This window comes from Streptomyces lincolnensis (genome assembly GCF_021173675.1).
GTDB classification, from domain to species: domain Bacteria; phylum Actinomycetota; class Actinomycetes; order Streptomycetales; family Streptomycetaceae; genus Streptomyces; species Streptomyces lincolnensis_B.
The window spans coordinates 153,011-170,047 of record NZ_JAIHON010000021.1 but is presented as its reverse complement, the minus strand read 5'-3'; the positions used below and the strand labels follow the sequence as shown (position 1 = coordinate 170,047).

Sequence of the window (17,037 nt, the reverse complement as noted above, 5' to 3'; positions counted from 1 at the left end):
CCTCCCGGAAGGAACCGGGGTCGAGGAGCAGTTCGATGCGCTCCCGTGCGGTCAGCTTGCCCTTGGCGTGCTGCGCCTCGGTCGCCTTCTCGCTCGGGCCGGCCAGAGCCCGCGCACGGATGTCGTGCAGTTCGGCCACTCGCCCGCGCGCGTCCGTCGGCTCGCCCGTCGACTCACCCGGCGCCTCATCCAAAACGGTCATGTAGCGACCTTACGAAGCCCGCCAAGAAAAGCTCGCCGTCGACTCCGTACAGTCTCCGGAGCGTTTTCCTGGTAGCACTGAACAGAACCTCACCGGCATGCAGCCGTTCCGACTGCTCAGGGGGCCCGCCCCTTGTAGGAGTCGCACAAAGCGGTCAGCTGAGAGTCACCTCACATTCATGCGTGACACAAGCCGTCCCCGGGGTGACACGGACGCGCAGACGGCGGCCCGTGGCCAGCACCTCGACCGAGTCGTCGGCCCGGATCACCCGGCGGACCGGGCGGTCCCAGGTGATCTCCAGCGGCTCACCGGTGCGGGGCGGCTCGCTGACGTGCAGGGTAGCGGTACGGCCCCGGCGGCGGACCAGGACGCTCGCACCGGCGGAGGCGGTCAGGCCGCCGGCCGTGCCGGCCCGCCAGAAGGTGGCCGCCGTCACCCCGGGGACCCGGACCGCCTGGCAGGTGGTGTCGTTGGCGAGGACCGACAGCCAGTGCCGGTCGGCGGCGCGGGCGGCGACCGTACGGCGGGAGGCTCCGGGCAGCAGGACGTAGCGGTAGCCGGCGTCCGTCGGGTCGGTGCCGTGGTCCAGCCAGAGGGTCTGCCAGCGGCGGGTGCGGCGCTCGGTCGCGCTGGTGGTGTTGATGTCGGACCAGGCGCCGGTGCGGTCCTCGCGCAGGGTGCGCAGCCCGCCGTCGGGGACCAGCCAGCCGCCGTGGCCCTCCAGATGGGCCCAGCCCCGTCCCCGTACGAACTCCCGCGTGCCGCCCTCCCCCAGGTTGCGGTTGTCGACGACCGTCTCCACCGGGACGCCGTCGGCGCAGGTGATGCCCGCGCCGAGGCAGACGATCGCGTCGGGCAGGCAGAACCACGACTTGCGGGCCTGGAGCGTGGATTCGAGCCCCTTGAGGTGTTGCCCGATCGCCGCGTACTCGCCGTCGGTGGCGCCGCCGACCCACCGCACGTCCGGCTTGGGCGCGCCCCACTCTCCGCCCGCCCGGTCGGGCAGGCGCTTGGTGGAGACGGTGGTGCCGGGCAGGCGGTACCAGTCGACGGTGGGCCAGAACCAGTCGGTGTACTGGTCGGAACGGCCGTCCGGCCACCAGGAGAGCATGCCCGCGCCGGTGTGCCAGCCGCGCGGGTTCTCGCCGTTGCCGCACTCGTAGTACGCGATACGGTCGCTCGCCATCGCGATGCTCGCGGTGAACCCGGGGCCGCGGTGGACGGCCCGGTCCATGGCTGCGAAGAGCCGGTGGCCGCGGGGTTCGGGGGCGGCCGGGACCGGGGAGGCGGCGACCGTGTGCAGGCGGGCGAGGTCGGCCACGTCGTACTGCGGGGCGGTCAGGATCGGCTGGACCGTGTCCCGTTCGATCCAGCCCTTGATCCGGCCGTACCAGCGCTCGCGCTCCGCCGGGCTCGCGCCGGCCGCGAGGAGGGCGATGGCGGCGATGACGCCCTGGCCGTGGAAGTGGTCGCCGCGCAGGACGTGGCGGTCGTCGCTCTTGAGCAGGCCCCGGCTGATGGCACGGCCGTTGACGCTGTCCATGACCAGGCCGTCGTGGATCAGGGGCGCGTAGGCGTGTTCGACGCTGTCCAGGACGATCTGCCGGTTCGGGTCGGTCACCTCCCACTCGGATCCGGCGAGCAACGCGAAGAGGCGGCCGAGCCCGTCGAGCATGACCTGTCCGTAGGTCCCCGAGTAGGCGACCCAGGTGTGCTGCACGAAGGAGCCGTCGGCGTAGAGGCCGTCGCCCCGGGTGACGTGGGGGAAGACCGGGGAGAGCGCGTCGCGGGCGAGGGCGATCCGGTCGGGGGCCCTGCCGACGATCCCCCGCACGGCGACCGAGCGGCACAGGTCGACGCGGTTGGCGCCGGTGGAGGTGCCGGAGTAGTCGGTGAGCATCGTGTCGGGGATGAAGTGGTCGACGGCGGCGCAGGCGGCGGCCCGCTGGGCGTCGGTGAGGTGGTCGTACAGGGCGGCCGTGGTGTCCATGAGCAGGCGGGGGCTGCCGATCTGCCATTCCCACCAGTTGCCGTAGCGGGTGGTGGAGGGGTTGTAGACGGTCGCGGAGAGGTGGTCCAGGCCGCGCAGGATGTCGGCGAGGAGGCTCTCGTCGCCGGTCGAGCCGGTGCCCGGGCAGACGTAGGCACGGGTCATGGTCCACAGGCGGCCGTAGCTCTGGGTGATGCCGGTGGGCGGGTCGTAGGGGTGACCGGGCCACAGGGAGGTGGGGGCCGGGGTCATGCTCGCGCGGAAGCCGCGGGCGAGCCGGCCGGTCTCGGCGAGGCGGGAGGCGTAGGGCTCGGCGGCGGGGTCGTGGCCGGTGCCGAGGGTGATGTCGAGCCAGCGGTGGCGGAGCGTGGCGTAGGGGTCGGCGGGGGCGGTGGGATCAGCGGGGTCGGCGGAGTCGGCGCGTCGGGTGGGGGCGGCCGTGGCGAGGAGCGCCGCCGTGAGCAGGACGGCTCGGCGGCTGGGCCGGCTCATGCCGGGGCTCCCGACGACTCTCGCGGCGACACTCCCGCCGAGTCACTCGCCGAGTCTCTCGCAGACACTTCGTCGATGATGTTGAAAGTTGAATGGAATAGGTCTACGGTCGTGCGCGTTAGGTAGTTCAACGTTCAACATCCTCACTTCTGGGAGCACGTCATGGCGAACACCGACCTGACCGCACTGACCGGCGACTACACGATCGACGCCGCCCACTCCACGATCGGCTTCACCGTGCGCCACGCCATGGTGACCAACGTCAAGGGCAAGTTCCTCGACTTCAGCGGCTCGCTGCACCTGGACGGCGGCGACCCGGCCGCGTCGACCGCCTCCATCGACGTCAAGATGGACAGCATCGACACGGGGTCGCCGGACCGTGACGGGCACCTCAAGAGCGCGGACTTCTTCAAGACCGACGAGTTCCCGACGATGACGTTCCGCTCCACCGCGGCGGAGGCGCTCGGGGACGAGGACTACCGCATCACCGGCGACCTGACGATCCTCGGCACCACCAGGCCGATCACCATCGACCTGGAGTTCAACGGCGCCGCCAAGGACCCCTTCGGCAACGAGCGCGTCGGCTTCGAGGGCAAGGCCGAGATCAAGCGCTCCGAGTGGGGCCTGACCTGGAACGCCACGCTGGAGACGGGCGGCGTCCTGGTCTCCGACAAGATCAAGCTGAACTTCGACATCTCCGCGATCAGGAACGCCTGAGCCCTCGGCGGTCATGCCGGTGGGTCCCCGGTCAGCCGGGTGAGCGCGGCCGACAGGCGCTGCGCCCGGCTCCGCGGGGTGCGGGCCCGCAGGAGCGGCAGCACGAGCAGGTAGCGGTCCGTCCTCCCGAGGCCTTCGAAGGCCGCCCGGGCCACCGGGTCCCGTTCCAGCGCGGCGGCCAGGTCGTCGGGAACCACGGCCTCGCTCTGCGACGCGTACGCCTTCTCCCACCGCCCGTCCGCCTGCGCCGCGGCCACCTCCGCGAGGCCCGCGGGGCGCATCCGGCCGGCCGCGGTCAGCTCCTCCACCCGGCGCACGTTGACCATCGACCAGAGGCTGCCGGGCCGGCGCGGGGTGATCCGCTGGAGGTAGTGCACGGCGTCGAGGCCCTTGCGGTGCCCGGTGATCCAGCCGTGGCACAGGGCCACGTCGTTGACCTCGGCGGCGGTCACGGAAGGCGGACCCGAGCCCTTCTTCGCGACCTTCACCCAGAGACCGGGGTACGGCGCGGGATGGGCGGTCAGCCAGGCGTCCAGGTCGGCGGCGGACGGGAAGGCCAGGGATTCGTCGGAGTCGGAGGACGGAAAGGCCACGGTTTCGTCGGAGTCGGAGGACGGCACGACGACACCGTAGAGGGGAACGCGTCCCGGCGCCGGGGGATCAACAGGTCCGGCGGTAGGGGATGTCCGGGAGGTACGTCTTCCAGTCGGCGCGGGAGAGGCCGGAGCCGGCGCGGGCGCAGACCTGGGCGACGAGGTGGTCCGGAGCGAGGTCGTACCGCTGTACGGCGATATGGGTGCCGGAGGCGTACAGCGTGCCGTCGTCCGGGCCGAACGCCAGCGCCTGCGTCTGGTCGCCCGGGGCCGGCAGGGCGGTGCCGAGCAGCCGTTGGGAGGAGACGTCCCAGAGCCGTACGGTGCCTTCCGAGCCCGCGACCGCGAGGGTGCGGCCGTCGTGGGAGAAGGCCAGCGCGGTCACTCCGCCCGTCGGGTCGGCACCGGCGTCGGAGGCGGATCCGTCCAGCACGCCCAGGCGGGTGCGCGCCGACCCGTCCCAGAGGGTGACGCGGCCCAGGATGTCGCCCACCGCCAGACGGGTGCCGTCCGGGCTGAAGGCCGCCGTCTGGAGCATGTCCTCGCCGAGCACGCGGGGCTCCATGCGTCCCGCGCCGAGGTCGGCGACCAGCCCGTCCTGGGTCACCAGCCGGTCCCCGTCAGGGCGCAGGGCCATGACCGTGCCGGTGGAGCCGAAGACGACGGAGTCGCCGGGGCGGCCGCTGTGCACGGTCCTCACCCGCTTCTCCCGGCGCAGGTCCCACACCTCGACGGACGGCCGGAACGCCGACCGGAACACCACCAGGGTGCGGGCGTGGGCGTCGAGGGCGATCCCGTTGACGGCGGGGGCGTCCTGCCCGTCGTTCGGGATGTCCACGGTGGCGTACGCGCGACGGGTCCTGAGGTCCCACACGGTGATCCGGGTCGCGTCCGGCGCCCCGGCCCGGTCGGGGTTCAGGCTCCGGCCGCGCGCGAGGTGGCGGCCGTCGTCGCTGAGGGCCAGGAGGTCGGCGCAGCTCTGGTCCTCGCCGTCGGGGCAGGTGCCGCCCGGGGGCTCGAAGACCACCCGGCCGCTGCGGGTGTCCACGACCTGCCAGCGCTGTCGGCCTCCTTGTTCGACCGCGCGGGCCAGGGTGCGGCCGTCGCCGGAGAGCCGCGCCCGGTACGCCATGGTCGTCGGCCACTTCCCGGTCGTGGCCCCGCCGAGGGCCAGTGAGCGCACGACGGTTCCCGAGCCGCTGAGGTAGCGCACGGCGCGGGCGCCGCGGTCGAGGGTGACGCCGGTCCACTCGTCGGCGGTCAGCCGCTTGCGCAGCACGGGCAGATACGGGTTCGCCACCCGCCACACCAGGAGTTGGTGGGGTCCCGTGGCCATGAGGAACCTGTCGTCGGCGCCGGACCAGACCTGGGTCAGCCCGGCCGCCTCCAGGTGCAGGGTCCGGCGGCCGGTGCGCAGGTCCCATCCGTGGACGCCGTCGTCGCCGACGGCGGTGAGTGTCCGGCTGTCCGGGGTGAACGCCAGGGTGTGGTCGAGGCAGTCGGCCGGGCGCACCCGCGCGGCCCAGGGGGCGGTGGTCTCCCTGCGGTGCGTGACGTCCCAGAGCCGCACCGACCGGGTGCCCGTGCACAGGGCGAGCCGGCGGCCGTCGGGGCTGACGGCCAGGCCGTCCGCGGTGACCCCGGAGATCCGCAGCATCCTGCGGCCGGTGCGCAGGTCCCAGGCGTGGACGGTCCCGTCCCAGTCCGCTGCGGCGAGGGTGGAGCCGCCGAAACCGACCTCCGGCTGCTCCGTGGCGTCCACACCGGGGAGCGTCCTGGTCACGCGCGCGGTCCGCACGTCCCACAGCCTGATCCCGTCGCCGGTCAGCAGCGCGAGCGTCCGGCCGTCCGGGCCGACGGCGGCCGGGACACCGTCCATCAGCTGTCCGGGACCCGGTGCGGAGACGGTGAGGCGGTGTGTCCGCAGGTCCCACATCCGGACCCGGTCGGCGGTGACGGACACCACCGATCTGCCGTCCGCCGTCACCCGGCGCACGTCGTTGCCCGAGCCGTCGAAGCCGTCGTCCGCGCCGGGCACCGCGAACACGTCCTCGTCCCGCTGGGCCATCGCGCCGATCAGCGCCGACCGGGTCTCCGTCGTGTCGGCGAGCCGAGCGGCGGCCACACCGAGCCGCATCGCCGTGCGGGGGTCGGAGAAGCGCACGCTCTCCGCCACCGCGGCGATCCGGCGGGCCTCGGCCTCCACATGGCGCCGGTCGCTGGTCCGGCCCTGCTGCCAGGCCATGGCACCGGCGACGAGGGCGAGCACCAGCAGGGTCGCGAGGGCCCCGACGAGACCGCGCCGCCTGCGCCGTTCGGCCCGGCGCGCACGACTGCTCGCGGTCAGGAAGGCGCGCTCCGGCGCGGTGAGCGAGGCGTCGGCGAGCTGCTCCTCGGCGGTGGCCAGCCGGGTGCCCCGGTACAGCGCGCCCGGGTCCCGGCCGAGCTCGTCCCAGGTGCGCGCCGCCTCGGTCAACCGCCGGTGCGCCCGCAGCTGTTCGCGCTCGGCGTCGATCCACCCGGACAGCCGCGGCCAGGCGGTGATCAGCGCCTCGTGCGCGAGATCCACGGTGCCGTGGTCGAGCGTGATCAGCCGGGCACGGGCGAGACGGTCCAGGACGAGGGAGATGTCGGCGGCCTCGGCGGGGGTGTGCGCGGCGAGGGGGGTGTCCGGTCCCGGGGAGCGCGTGAAGTCGAGTTCGGCGCGCTCGATCGGGCGGCGGGTGTCCTGGGAGCCCTCGCCGGGGGTGATCAGCCGCAGCAGGATCAGGCGGGCGAGTTCCGCGTGGTCGGCGGAGAGCCCGGCGTAGACCTCCTCGGCGGTCTGGGCGATGGCGCCGTGGACGCCGCCCGCGGCCTCGTACGCCTCCAGGGTCAGTGCCCGGCCGTGGCGGCGCCGCCAGGTCTCGCGCAGGACGTGGGACAGCAGCGGGAGACCGCCGGGTTCCTCCGCGGTCTCCTCCATCAGGCGGGCGGTCAGGGCCCGTTCGACGATGTGGCCCGCCGTCTGGGCCGGTTTGACGATCACCTCGCGCAGTTCGGCCGGCTCCAGCGGCCCCACCAGCAGCCCGGCCTCCCCCAACGCGTCCGCCAGGCCCCGGTGTTCGGCGCACCGGCCGTAGAAGTCCGCGCGCACGGCGATGACGACCCGCAGCCGGGACGCGGGCGCGCGGGCGGCGAGCAGCAGGTCGATGAAGGCGCGGCGCTCGGCCGCGTCCCGGCAGAGGGTGAAGACCTCCTCGAACTGGTCGACGACGAGGAGGACATCGCGGCCGGGCTCCCCCGACTGCGGAGCGGCCTCTTCCCGTACGGCAGGTTCTGCTACCGCCTTCAGGGCGTCGGCGTGGGTCCGCGCCGGGTGCTCGCCCGGGGTGAGGACGCGGATGGCGGCGAGTTCGCGCTCGGCGCGCAGGGCGGGGATCAGTCCGGCCCGCAGGAGGGAGGACTTGCCGCTGCCGGAGGGTCCGAAGACCGCGGTGAACCTGCGCTCGTGGACCAGCTCCCGCAGGGCGGTGACGAGGCGGTCGCGGCCGAAGTAACGGTCGTGGTCGTCGGGTTCGAAACGGGCCAGACCTTGGTACGGCGGCTCGGCGTCGTCGTCCTTACGGGCGGCGGCCTCGCGGACCTCCCGTTCCGTCTCCTGCCAGCGCCGCTCCCACTCCCGCTCGTCGCCCCCGCAGGCCCGGACGTAGGCCAGGGTCACCTGGAGCGAGGGCAGTTGCTCGCCGGCGGCGGCCTGGGAGAGCGCGGTGACCGAGAAGTGGGCGCGGCGGGCGAGTTCGCGGTAGGTGACGCCGCCGGCCTCCTGGCGCAGTTTGCGCAGCGCGTAGGAGAAACGCGGGACCGGCCCGGCGGCCGGATCGACAGGAGTCTCGCGACGGCCCATGTCCGCTCCGTCTCCCCCCGCCCCCGCCTGCCCCGTCCGACACAGACGCCTGTTCGCCGTCGCCACCCTAAGGAACCCCGCGGACCGCCCGCAAGGCGTCTCCCCGCCGACCACCAGGCACTTTCGCTTTGTTCGGAGTGGCGTGCGGTGGCTGCTGAACAACGCGCCGGCCGCTGAACTCGTTGTCGCGGGCCTCGTTCCAGGGACCGCACCGCATCCGTATCCGTGCGGTCCCTTCCGACGACTGCGACGACGCTCGTGCGAGGCGACATGACGATCACCCAGAGGGCCTCCACGCGGCCCTCGCGGACCGCCCGAGGTGTCCTCACGGGGGTGGGACACCTCGGCCGGTCCGCGTCCTCCGCTACCTCGGCCCGCCGGGCCCGGACCCACTGGACCTGGGCCTACTGGGCGGCGTGCGCGGGGTTCGCCCTCGTGCTGGCCGCGACGACGGCGCTCGGTCCGCACCGGGTGTGGGGCATCTGCGCGGCCGTCGGGTACGCCACGGCGGCGGTGCTCACCCTGCGGGACGCGCGTCCCCGGAACCGGGCCGGTGCGCTCGCCGCGCTGGCCGGCGCGGTCGTCGTACCGCTGGCGGTGCTCGTGGCGACGGGCGACGCCCAGTCCGAGGTCGGTGTCGTCGAGCGTTCCGGCGCGCTGCTGCTGCACTCCGGGAGCCCGTATCTGCCGGATCCGGCGCGGACCGTGGAGTACACCCCGTATCTGCCCGGCATGGCGCTCTTCGGCCTGCCCCGGGCCCTGTTCGGCGGCGGAGCGCTCACCGACGCGCGGGTGTGGTTCGGCGTCGCGTTCCTGGTCTGCATGTTCTTCGCCGCCCGGCGGCCCGCCCGAGCGGCGCTGGTCCCGTCGGCGGCGGGGCCCGTGAGCGCGGTGACGCTGCTCGCCGGATTCCCGGCGGTCGCCCTCCCGCTGGCCGTCGGTGGAGTGGACCTGCCGGTGGTCGGGCTGATGTGCCTGGGCCTGGCGCTGGCGGGCCGGGGCGGGTCGGGCGTGGCGGCCGGTGCGGCCATGGGAGCCGCGGCCGCGCTGAAGTGGACGGCGTGGCCGCTGCTGCCGGTCGGGCTGGTCCTGCTCGCGGTCACGGCGGGCCGCCGGACGAGCCTGCGCGCGGCGGCCACCGCCCTGTCCGTGTCGGCCCTGGCCGTCGTACCCGTCGCCCTCGCCGACCCGCACGCCTTCGTCGAGCACGTCGTCCTCTTCCCCCTCGGTGAGGGCGGTGTCCGTTCCCCGGCCGCCAGCCCCCTGCCGGGCCACCTGCTGGCCGCCCACGTCCCCGGTGGCTCCACCCTCGCCACAGCCGCCCTCGGGCTCGCCGCGCTCGGGGTGGCGCTCTCGCTCCTGATACGCCCGCCCCGCACCGTCCGGGCCGCGGCGTACCGGCTGGCCCTCGGCCTGGCCATCGCCATCTGCCTGATCCCGGCCACCCGCTTCGGCTACCTCGTCCTCCCCCTGGTCCTCACGGCCTGGTTCCGGCTGCCGTCGTTCGCCGCCGAACGCTCCCCCACCGCGTCCCCTCCCGCCGGCCACCCGGACCGCGTTTATTCGGTCGCCTCGCCGGCCGCCCGCGAGTAGCCTGCCGCCGTGTCCAGTCCCGAGGCGTCCAGACTCCGGCCACCGGTTCTCCGGTGGCTGGTCGTGATGCCGGGCTGAGTCCCCTCTCCTTCTCCGGGTGGTGTGTTCCGCACCCCGGAAGTCGTCGTGCCCATGTCGCTCGCCGCTGCCGGACGGCCGGTTCCGCGTGTCGTGTGTGTCTTCTTCTACGACTTCGGGTTGCGGAGTTTCCTCATGCCGTTCGCGTTGTTCCTGCTGGGCGTCGCCGTGTTCGCCCAGGGCACGTCCGAGTTCATGCTGTCCGGTCTGGTGCCGGACATCGCCCGGGATCTGCACGTCTCCGTCCCCGCCGCGGGGGCGCTCACCTCGGCCTTCGCCGCGGGGATGGTCGTCGGGGCGCCCCTGATGGCCGGGCTCGCCCGGCGCTGGTCGCGGCGGGGTGCGCTGCTGGGTTTCCTGGTCGCCTTCGTGGGTGTCCACGTCGTCGGTGCGCTGACCGACAGTTTCGGGGTGCTGCTCGCCACCCGGGTGGTGGGGGCGCTCGCCAACGCCGGGTTCCTGGCCGTCGCGCTGGCGACCGCCGTGGCCATGGTGCCGGCGGACGCCAAGGGCCGGGCCACGTCGGTGCTGCTGGGCGGGGTGACCCTCGCCTGTGTGGTGGGGGTGCCCGCCGGGGCGCTGCTGGGCCAGTTCTGGGGGTGGCGTTCGGCGTTCTGGGCGGTGACGGTCCTGTCGTTGCCCGCCGTGGTGGCGGTGGCCCGGTCCGTGCCGGCCGGTACCGCCGAGTCCGTACGGCCCGCCCCGGCGCTGCGGGCGGAACTGGGGGCCCTGCGCGAACCCCGGCTGCTCACCGTCCTGCTGCTGGGTGCGCTGGTGAACGGGGCGACCTTCTGCACGTTCACCTATCTCGCGCCGCTGGTCACGCAGGTCACCGGGCTGGACGGGGGTGGGGTGCCGGTGGTGCTCGCGCTGTTCGGGCTCGGGGCGTTTCTGGGGGTGCGGGTCGGCGGGCGGTTCGCCGACCGGCGGCCCGGGGCGGTCGTCGGCGCGGGCGGCACCGTCCTCTGCCTCGGCTGGTGCGCCCTCGCCCTCGGCGCCGGGCACCCGGTGCTGGCCCTCGGGCTCGTCCTCTCCCAGGGCGCCCTCTCCTTCGCCGTCGGCTCCACCCTCATCTCCCGGGCCCTCTACACGGCCCCCGCCGCTCCCACCCTCGCCGGTGCCTTCGCCACGGCGGCCTTCAACATCGGCGCCGCGTGCGGGCCCTGGCTCGGGGGCGCGGTGATCGACGCCGGGGGCGGTTATCGGTCACCGGTGTGGGTGAGTGCGGGGCTGGTCGCCGTGGCGATGGTCGTGGCGCGTGGGGTGGCGTGGCAGGGCACGGGCGCGGATCGGGGCCGTACTCCCGCGACGCGGCGGGCCTGACCGGCGTGACGGAGGCCGGGGCGCTTCGGTGGCTCGGCCTCCTCCGGTCCCGGCGGCAGAGCTGTGCTGGCCGGTTCTCGCCCCTTGTGCGGGTGCTCACAGGGTTCTCATAATCCAGCAACAGAAATTTGTCCTGCCCATGCCATCCGGTGGGCCTTTCTTTGTTGCCCCTTATGACATGTGCGCGTCAGTTCTGTGGTTCGTCTCTGTGGTTCGTTCGCACGTCCCCCGGTCAACCCCCCACGGAAGGCATCACGTTGAAGAGACTTCTCACGGCCCTCAAGAGATGCGCGGCCGTCGGCGCCGTCGCCCTCGCGGTCGCCAGTCTTCAGCCCGTCTCGGCCGCCCAGGCGGCTCCCGCGCCCGTCGTCGGCGGAACCCGCGCCGCGCAGGGTGAGTTCCCGTTCATGGTCCGGCTCTCCATGGGCTGTGGCGGCGCGCTCTACACGCAGCAGATCGTGCTCACGGCGGCGCACTGTGTGGGTGCGACCGGGCCCAACACCAGCATCACCGCGACCGCCGGGGTCGTGGACCTCCAGTCCAGCACCGGGCGGGTGCAGGTCAGGTCCACGTACGTGTACCGGGCGCCCGGGTACAACGGCACCGGCAAGGACTGGGCGCTCATCAAGCTCGCGCAGCCCATCAATCTGCCGACCCTGAAGATCGCCACCAACACGCAGTACAACACCGGGGACTTCACCGTCGCCGGGTGGGGGGCGGCGCGCGAGGGCGGTGCTCAGCAGCGGTATCTCCTCAAGGCCACGGTGCCGTTCATCAGTGACGCCACCTGCAAGGCGTACGGCGGGCTGTACAACGGGCTCGTCGCGGGTGAGGAGATCTGTGCCGGGTTCGACGCGGGTGGGGTCGACACGTGCCAGGGGGACTCCGGTGGGCCCATGTTCCGCAAGGACAACGCCGGTGCGTGGATCCAGGTCGGGATAGTCAGTTGGGGTGACGGGTGTGCGCGTGCGGACGCGCCCGGCGTGTACACCGAGGTGTCCACGTTCGCCACGGCGATCGCGGCGGGGGCGGCGACTCTCTGACGCGGTCCCTTCTCTCGTACGGCGTCCCACGGGCTCGGCGGGTGTTTCGCGCCGGGTCCGTGGGGCTGTCCGGGCGGGATGTTTCTCGCCCCCGCCGCCCCTACCCGTCCCATCCCCAGGGCTGCCGCCCCCAGGGGGCTCCGCCCCCTGGACCCCCGTATCGACCCTGAAGGGGCCTCGTCCTCAAACGCCGGACGGGCTGAAAACGCCCGGGCCGGTGACGAGGAAGCCAGCCTCGCCCGCACCCGCACCCGCACCCGCGTGCTCGGCTTCCGCGCCGGCACCCACACCCGCACCTCGCCGACGGCGCTGCATCCCCACCGGAGCCACCCGCACCCGCCAACGGCGTTACACCCCGCCGAGGCCACCCGCACCCGCCAACGGCGCCGCACCCCCGCCGGGCCACCCGCACTTGCCGACGGCGTTACATCCCCACCGAAGCCACCCCCACCCACCGACGGCGTCGTGCCCCCACCAGAACCACCCGCACCCGCCGACGACGCCCAGCCCCCACCAGGGCCACCCGCACCCGACCACGAAAGTTGCACGGGTGGTGCGAGTGGGAACAACCGGCCCGGCCGAAGGCCAGGGCCGGGGCGGGCCGGAGACGCCTCGGGGTCAGAATCCGCCGCCGCCGAAGTCTCCTCCGCCGCCACCGAAATCGCCGCCGCCCCCGAACCCCCCGCTGAAGTCGTCGCTGTTGAAGTCCGCGCCGGAGACGTCGCCGCCCTGGTGGCCGGTGCCGAAGTCGCCGTAGCCGGAGCCGTAGTCGGCGGCGTAGGCGGGGGTGGACATGAGGGAGCCGAGCATGGTGCCGACCAGGAGGGCGGGGAGGAGGCCGGAGGCGAAGTAGCCGCCGGCCCAGGGGCCGTAGGCGGGGCCGGCCTCCCAGTAGGGGCGGCGGCCGTACTCGGTGTCGACCTCGCGGATGACGGGGTCGCGGCCGTCGGCGAGGCGGGTGCGGTCGGCGGCGCAGACGGGGACCTCGCGGGGAGCGCCGCCGGGCGGGGTCCAGGTGGCGTCGGCGACGGACGGACCGTGGCGGGGGTCGAAGAAGCAGGGGGACCGGCGCTCGGGCGGCGGCCGCCCCTCGCGGCGGGCGGCGAGCCGGGCGAGGGAGAAACGGCCGTCCGCCAGGGCCTGGGTGACGGCCCGCACGTCCTCCGGTTTCCGGGCCGCGCCCATCAGGGACTTCGCCTGGTCGTAGGTGTCCAGCGCCCGTTCGTAGTCCGCGCGCATCGCGTCGTCGGCGCCCGCCTCCCCCGGATGGAAGTCCAGTCGGTCCAGTTCCTCGCCGAACGCGGTGATGTCCTCGTCGACCACCACCCGCAGCTGCTCCAGCGCGGCCCGCTGCTCCTCCTCGTGCCGCCGGCGGTTGCGGCGAACCAGGGCGTACGCGCCCCCGCCGCCGGCCACGAGCACCGCGCCGACGGCGATCAGCGCGGTGGCGGAGACCCGGCCGCCGTCGTCGGAGGAGCTCCAGGACGACGGGGCCGAGCCGCCCATGTTCAGCAGGGCGCGGTCGGTGAAGTCGTCCAGCTGGGTCCGGGCGCTGCTCGTGCCCTCGACGCTGGTGACCAGGTTCCGTACGGCGGTGCGGGGCAGGACCGAGGAGTCGGCGCCGGCGTCGAAGCGGTCGCCGACCCGGACCGCGTACAGGCCGGTCACGCCGGTGGCGGTGCGCAGGTTCTTCAGGAGGTTCTCGGTCGGGAAGTCGGCGGGCAGGACGGCCACGAAGAGGGCCTTGTCCGCGCCCCTGATCCGGTCGGCCAGCGCGTCCGCGTCCGCCGCGGACAGCTGGGCGGAGGCGGCCGGGTCGACGTAGACGGGACTCTCGCGCAGGGCCTCGCCGACGGCGGACACGCTCGTGGCCGCCGAGGCGCGCGGGGCGCCCGCCGTCAGGACCGCCAGAGCGGCCAGGACGGCGAGCGCCGCGGCGAGCAGCAGGGCGAGGGGGCCTCGGTTCGTGAGCGCGGCCTTCATACCTCGAACATACCGCGAACCCATCCGAAAGACGCACAATCGGACATGTGTGCAAGCGGGGTTCTCAGGCCGCCCGGTAGGCCGTCGTCAGCCGGTCCACCGCCTCTGCGTACCGTCCGGTCAGGAGCAGGTGGTCCGCGTCGGCGAAGGGTTTCGCGAACGCGGCGGTGATGTCCTGGCCGGCCTTCCCCTGGACGATCAGCCGCGCCTTGCCGACGATCGCGCGGCCCGCCTCCTCGGCACCGGTCCGCTCGGCCGCCCGTGCGGCCACGGCGAGCGCCCTGAGGGTCGCCTCACCGCCGTCGGGGATCCTGGTGAGGGTCGTCAGGCCCCAGCCGTAGGGATACTGCGGGTCGTAGGCCGTGTCGCCGACGTTGATCGGCAGCTGGGCCTCGGACCTCGGCCAGGTCACCGGGAGCTGCCCCGTGAAGGGGCGCCTGCCGTACAGGACGTCGGCCACGCCGTCGCCCTCCGTGCCCGGGAGCCAGGAGGCGACCAGCGCGTCGATGTCACCGAGCCGGTCGCCGAGCAGCTGGGGGCGCCCGGAGACGATCAGCACCGCGCACTTCATGGCCGCGCACACCGTGTCGACCGCGGCCTTGTCGGCGGCGGAGAACTCCAGGTCGTGGCCGTTGCCCACGTCGCCCTGGCCCTCGGCGTACGGGGTCTCCCCGACGACGACCACACCGACGTCGTGGCCGGTGGTCGGGGCCGAGGCGTCCTTGGAGTACGTCAGCCGCCCGGAGTCGGCCCGCATCGCCTCCAGGATCGTCGTGCCCGGGGTGATGTCACCCGAGGACCCCTGCCAGGTGACGGTCCAGCCGCCGGACTGGTTGCCGATGTCGTCGGCGTTGGATCCGGCGACGTACACCTTCTGGTCCTTGCGGAGCGGCAGGACACCGCCCGCGTTCTTCAGCAGTACCTGCGACTCGGCGGCCGCCTCGCGGGCCACGGCCCGGTGCGCCGCCGAGCCGATCCGGTCCGCGCCGCTGGTGTCGGCGTACGGCTTCTCGAAGAGCCCGAGCCGGAACTTCTGCGTGAGGATGCGGGAGACGGCGTCGTCGATGCGCCGCTCGTCGACGCGGCCCGCGCGGACCTCGGCGACGAGGGTGGTGTGGAAGTCCCGGTAGGCGTTCGGGACCATGATCATGTCGAGTCCGGCGTTGACCGACGTACGGACGTCGGAGGCGTAGTCGCCGGGCAGTTGGTCGATGGCCGCCCAGTCGCTGATCACGAAGCCGTCGAAGTCCATACGGCCCTTCAGCACGCCGGTGAGCAGGTCGGCGCGGGCGTGCATCTTCACCGGACCCCGTCCGTCGCCGACGATGTCGAGCGAGGAGAACGAGGGCATGACCGTACCGACACCGCGGTCCACGGCTGTTCGGTACGGCGCGAGGTGGACGGCCTCCAGCTCCTGCCGGGTGACCTTGGTGACGCCCTGGTCGATGGTGTACCCGTCCGTGGTGGAGGAGCCGTACTCGGTGCCGCCGTCGCCGACGAAGTGCTTGGCGGTGGCGAGGACCTTGTCGTCGTCCTTCAGGTCCCGCCCGTCGCGGGCGCCCTGGAAGCCCTGGACGACGGTGGCCATGGCGTCGACGAGGGCCGGGTCCTCGCCGAAGGACTCGTAGGCGCGGCCCCAGCGGTCGTCGCGGGTGACGCAGAGGCAGGGGGCGAAGTCCCACGGGACGCCGGTCGCGCGGACCTCGGCGGCGGTCACCGAGGCGGTCCGCTGCGCGAGGCGGGGGTCGCGGGAGGCTCCGAGTCCGATGTTGTGCGGCATGATCGTCGCGCCGACCAGGTTGTTGTGGCCGTGCACCGCGTCGACGCCGTAGATCAGCGGGATCTGGAACCGGGTGGCCCGCGCCCGGAGCTGGAAGCCGTCGATCATCCGCGCCCAGGCCTCGGGGGTGTTGGGCGTGGGCGTGGAGCCGCCGCCGGACAGCAGCGAGCCGAGGTCGTACGCGGCGATGTCGCCGGGAGCGGCGCCGACGGCGGCACGCTCGGCCTGCGTCATCTGGCCGGCCTTCTCGGTCGGGGTCATCCGGGCCAGGAGGTCGGCGACGCGCTTCTTCACCGGCAGCCGCGGGTCGAGATACGGCAGGCCGTGCGCGTCCACGACGATCTGCGGGCTCTCGGCCGGGGGCTTGGCGCCGGTGACGGTGAGCTTCAACGGGACGGTCTCGGCGGCCTCGGCGCCCCTGTCCTTCAGGGTCGGGACCCGGACGGACCGCGTGGCGCCCGAGGCGGTGCCCGCGGGGAAGGTGAGGGTGCCGGAGACGGGTGTGTAGTCCTTGCCGGGTTCCGCGGTGCCGGTCGCGGCCGTCTCGTAGGCGACGGTCACCGGCTCGTCGAGAGGGGCGGAGCCGGTGGTGGCGACAGCGACCTCGACGGTGGCCGTGCCGCCCTCCGTCACCGGGTACACGGCGGCGTCGGTCAGGACGTTCGCCCGCAGGGACTGGTCGGCCCTGCCGTACAGCTCCACCCCGTCCATGGCGAACCGGCCCTTGACGCCGGTGGGCAGGGTGACGGCGTACCCCCACATCTCGGTCAGTCCGAGGATGTGGTCGATGCCTCCGACGGGCTGGTAGTCGGTGCGGTACGCGAAGTCGGTGAAGGGGATCTCGATCTGCTTCCAGCCGCTGAAGTCGTCGGTGAACGACGTCGTCCACAGCTCGGACGCCTCGCCGTTCGCGCCGCCGTCCTTGAGCTCGAAGGCGATCTTCTGGCCGTTGTCCTGTCCCTCCCACCAGAAGCGGATCCCCTTGCGGGCGGACCAGTCGTGGGCGGGCTCGGCGAAGGCGAAGTCGTGCGTGAAACCGCCGTAGCCGCTGATGTCGTAGGTGCCGGAGAGCACGTGCGCGCCCTCGGGGGCGTCGGTCCGCGGGGTGAGTTCCAGTCGCGGCGGGTCGTCGGTGTCGCCGCCCCAGGTGAAGATGCCCTCGGCGGGCGGCGACGCGAAGGGGACCTCCCCCTCGAAGCGGTCGACGGGGGTGGGGGCGGGGTCGTCGGGGGCCGCCTGTGCGGTGGTCAGCGGGATCAGTGCGGCGAGCAGGGTGGCGGAGGCTAGCAGGGCGGTTCTTCGCATGGAACGTCCCTTCGGCTCTCATGGTCCACGTGTGGCTTGGAGCACGGCGTGA

10 protein-coding genes are annotated in these 17,037 nt (G+C 73.7%); 4 read left to right on the top strand and 6 right to left on the bottom strand.

Features of this window, described 5'->3' with window-relative positions:
- Nucleotides 1-202: carboxyl transferase domain-containing protein (locus K4B79_RS43230; RefSeq protein ID WP_308280637.1), on the bottom strand; the 202-nt coding region annotated here is incomplete at its 3' end.
- Nucleotides 203-356: 154 nt separating this feature from the next.
- Nucleotides 357-2,684: a polysaccharide lyase 8 family protein gene (locus K4B79_RS43225; RefSeq protein ID WP_232032938.1), complete on the bottom strand. Its 2,328-nt coding sequence runs from the start codon at nucleotides 2,682-2,684 to the stop codon at nucleotides 357-359.
- 162 nt (nucleotides 2,685-2,846) lie between these two features.
- Between K4B79_RS43225 and K4B79_RS43220 the strand changes: the two genes are divergently transcribed.
- Complete coding sequence (locus tag K4B79_RS43220) at nucleotides 2,847-3,401, top strand: YceI family protein (protein ID WP_232032937.1); 555 nt, start codon at nucleotides 2,847-2,849, stop codon at nucleotides 3,399-3,401.
- 11 nt (nucleotides 3,402-3,412) lie between these two features.
- On the opposite strand, the gene K4B79_RS43215 is transcribed toward K4B79_RS43220, so the two are convergent.
- A complete protein-coding gene (locus K4B79_RS43215) occupies nucleotides 3,413-4,021 on the bottom strand; it encodes a YdeI/OmpD-associated family protein (protein ID WP_232032936.1) in 609 nt (202 codons plus the stop codon).
- A gap of 40 nt (nucleotides 4,022-4,061) precedes the next feature.
- The gene (locus K4B79_RS43210; protein ID WP_232032935.1) at nucleotides 4,062-7,880 is read right to left on the bottom strand and encodes an nSTAND1 domain-containing NTPase; all 3,819 of its coding nucleotides are present in this window, start codon (nucleotides 7,878-7,880) and stop codon (nucleotides 4,062-4,064) included.
- Between the two features lie 270 nt (nucleotides 7,881-8,150).
- Here K4B79_RS43210 and K4B79_RS43205 point away from each other — a divergent pair, with 270 nt between their 5' ends.
- The 3 genes from K4B79_RS43205 to K4B79_RS43195 all read left to right on the top strand — a co-directional run bounded on the left by K4B79_RS43205 (nucleotide 8,151) and on the right by K4B79_RS43195 (nucleotide 11,917).
- Entirely contained in the window at nucleotides 8,151-9,473 is a 1,323-nt protein-coding gene (locus K4B79_RS43205; protein WP_232032934.1) for a glycosyltransferase 87 family protein, read from the top strand.
- A gap of 213 nt (nucleotides 9,474-9,686) precedes the next feature.
- On the top strand, nucleotides 9,687-10,874 hold the full coding sequence (locus K4B79_RS43200; RefSeq protein ID WP_232032942.1) for a Cmx/CmrA family chloramphenicol efflux MFS transporter: 1,188 nt from the start codon (nucleotides 9,687-9,689) through the stop codon (nucleotides 10,872-10,874).
- Between the two features lie 257 nt (nucleotides 10,875-11,131).
- Nucleotides 11,132-11,917, top strand: a complete 786-nt coding sequence (locus K4B79_RS43195; protein ID WP_232032933.1) for a S1 family peptidase — start codon at nucleotides 11,132-11,134, stop codon at nucleotides 11,915-11,917.
- 618 nt (nucleotides 11,918-12,535) lie between these two features.
- Here K4B79_RS43195 and K4B79_RS43190 read toward each other — a convergent pair.
- A complete protein-coding gene (locus tag K4B79_RS43190) occupies nucleotides 12,536-13,900 on the bottom strand; it encodes a hypothetical protein (RefSeq protein ID WP_232032932.1) in 1,365 nt (454 codons plus the stop codon).
- 64 nt (nucleotides 13,901-13,964) lie between these two features.
- Nucleotides 13,965-16,985, bottom strand: coding sequence for a glycoside hydrolase family 3 protein (locus K4B79_RS43185; RefSeq protein WP_232032931.1), 3,021 nt, complete (start codon nucleotides 16,983-16,985; stop codon nucleotides 13,965-13,967).
- Nucleotides 16,986-17,037: the final 52 nt, after the last annotated feature.

Coding starts and splice junctions, on each gene's coding strand:
- K4B79_RS43225 (WP_232032938.1), bottom strand. CDS start 2,684: ATGAGCCGGCCCAGCCGCCGAGCCGTCCTGCTCACGGCGGCGCTCCTC.
- K4B79_RS43185 (WP_232032931.1), bottom strand. CDS start 16,985: ATGCGAAGAACCGCCCTGCTAGCCTCCGCCACCCTGCTCGCCGCACTG.
- K4B79_RS43200 (WP_232032942.1), top strand. CDS start 9,687: ATGCCGTTCGCGTTGTTCCTGCTGGGCGTCGCCGTGTTCGCCCAGGGC.
- K4B79_RS43210 (WP_232032935.1), bottom strand. CDS start 7,880: ATGGGCCGTCGCGAGACTCCTGTCGATCCGGCCGCCGGGCCGGTCCCG.
- K4B79_RS43205 (WP_232032934.1), top strand. CDS start 8,151: ATGACGATCACCCAGAGGGCCTCCACGCGGCCCTCGCGGACCGCCCGA.
- K4B79_RS43220 (WP_232032937.1), top strand. CDS start 2,847: ATGGCGAACACCGACCTGACCGCACTGACCGGCGACTACACGATCGAC.
- K4B79_RS43190 (WP_232032932.1), bottom strand. CDS start 13,900: ATGAAGGCCGCGCTCACGAACCGAGGCCCCCTCGCCCTGCTGCTCGCC.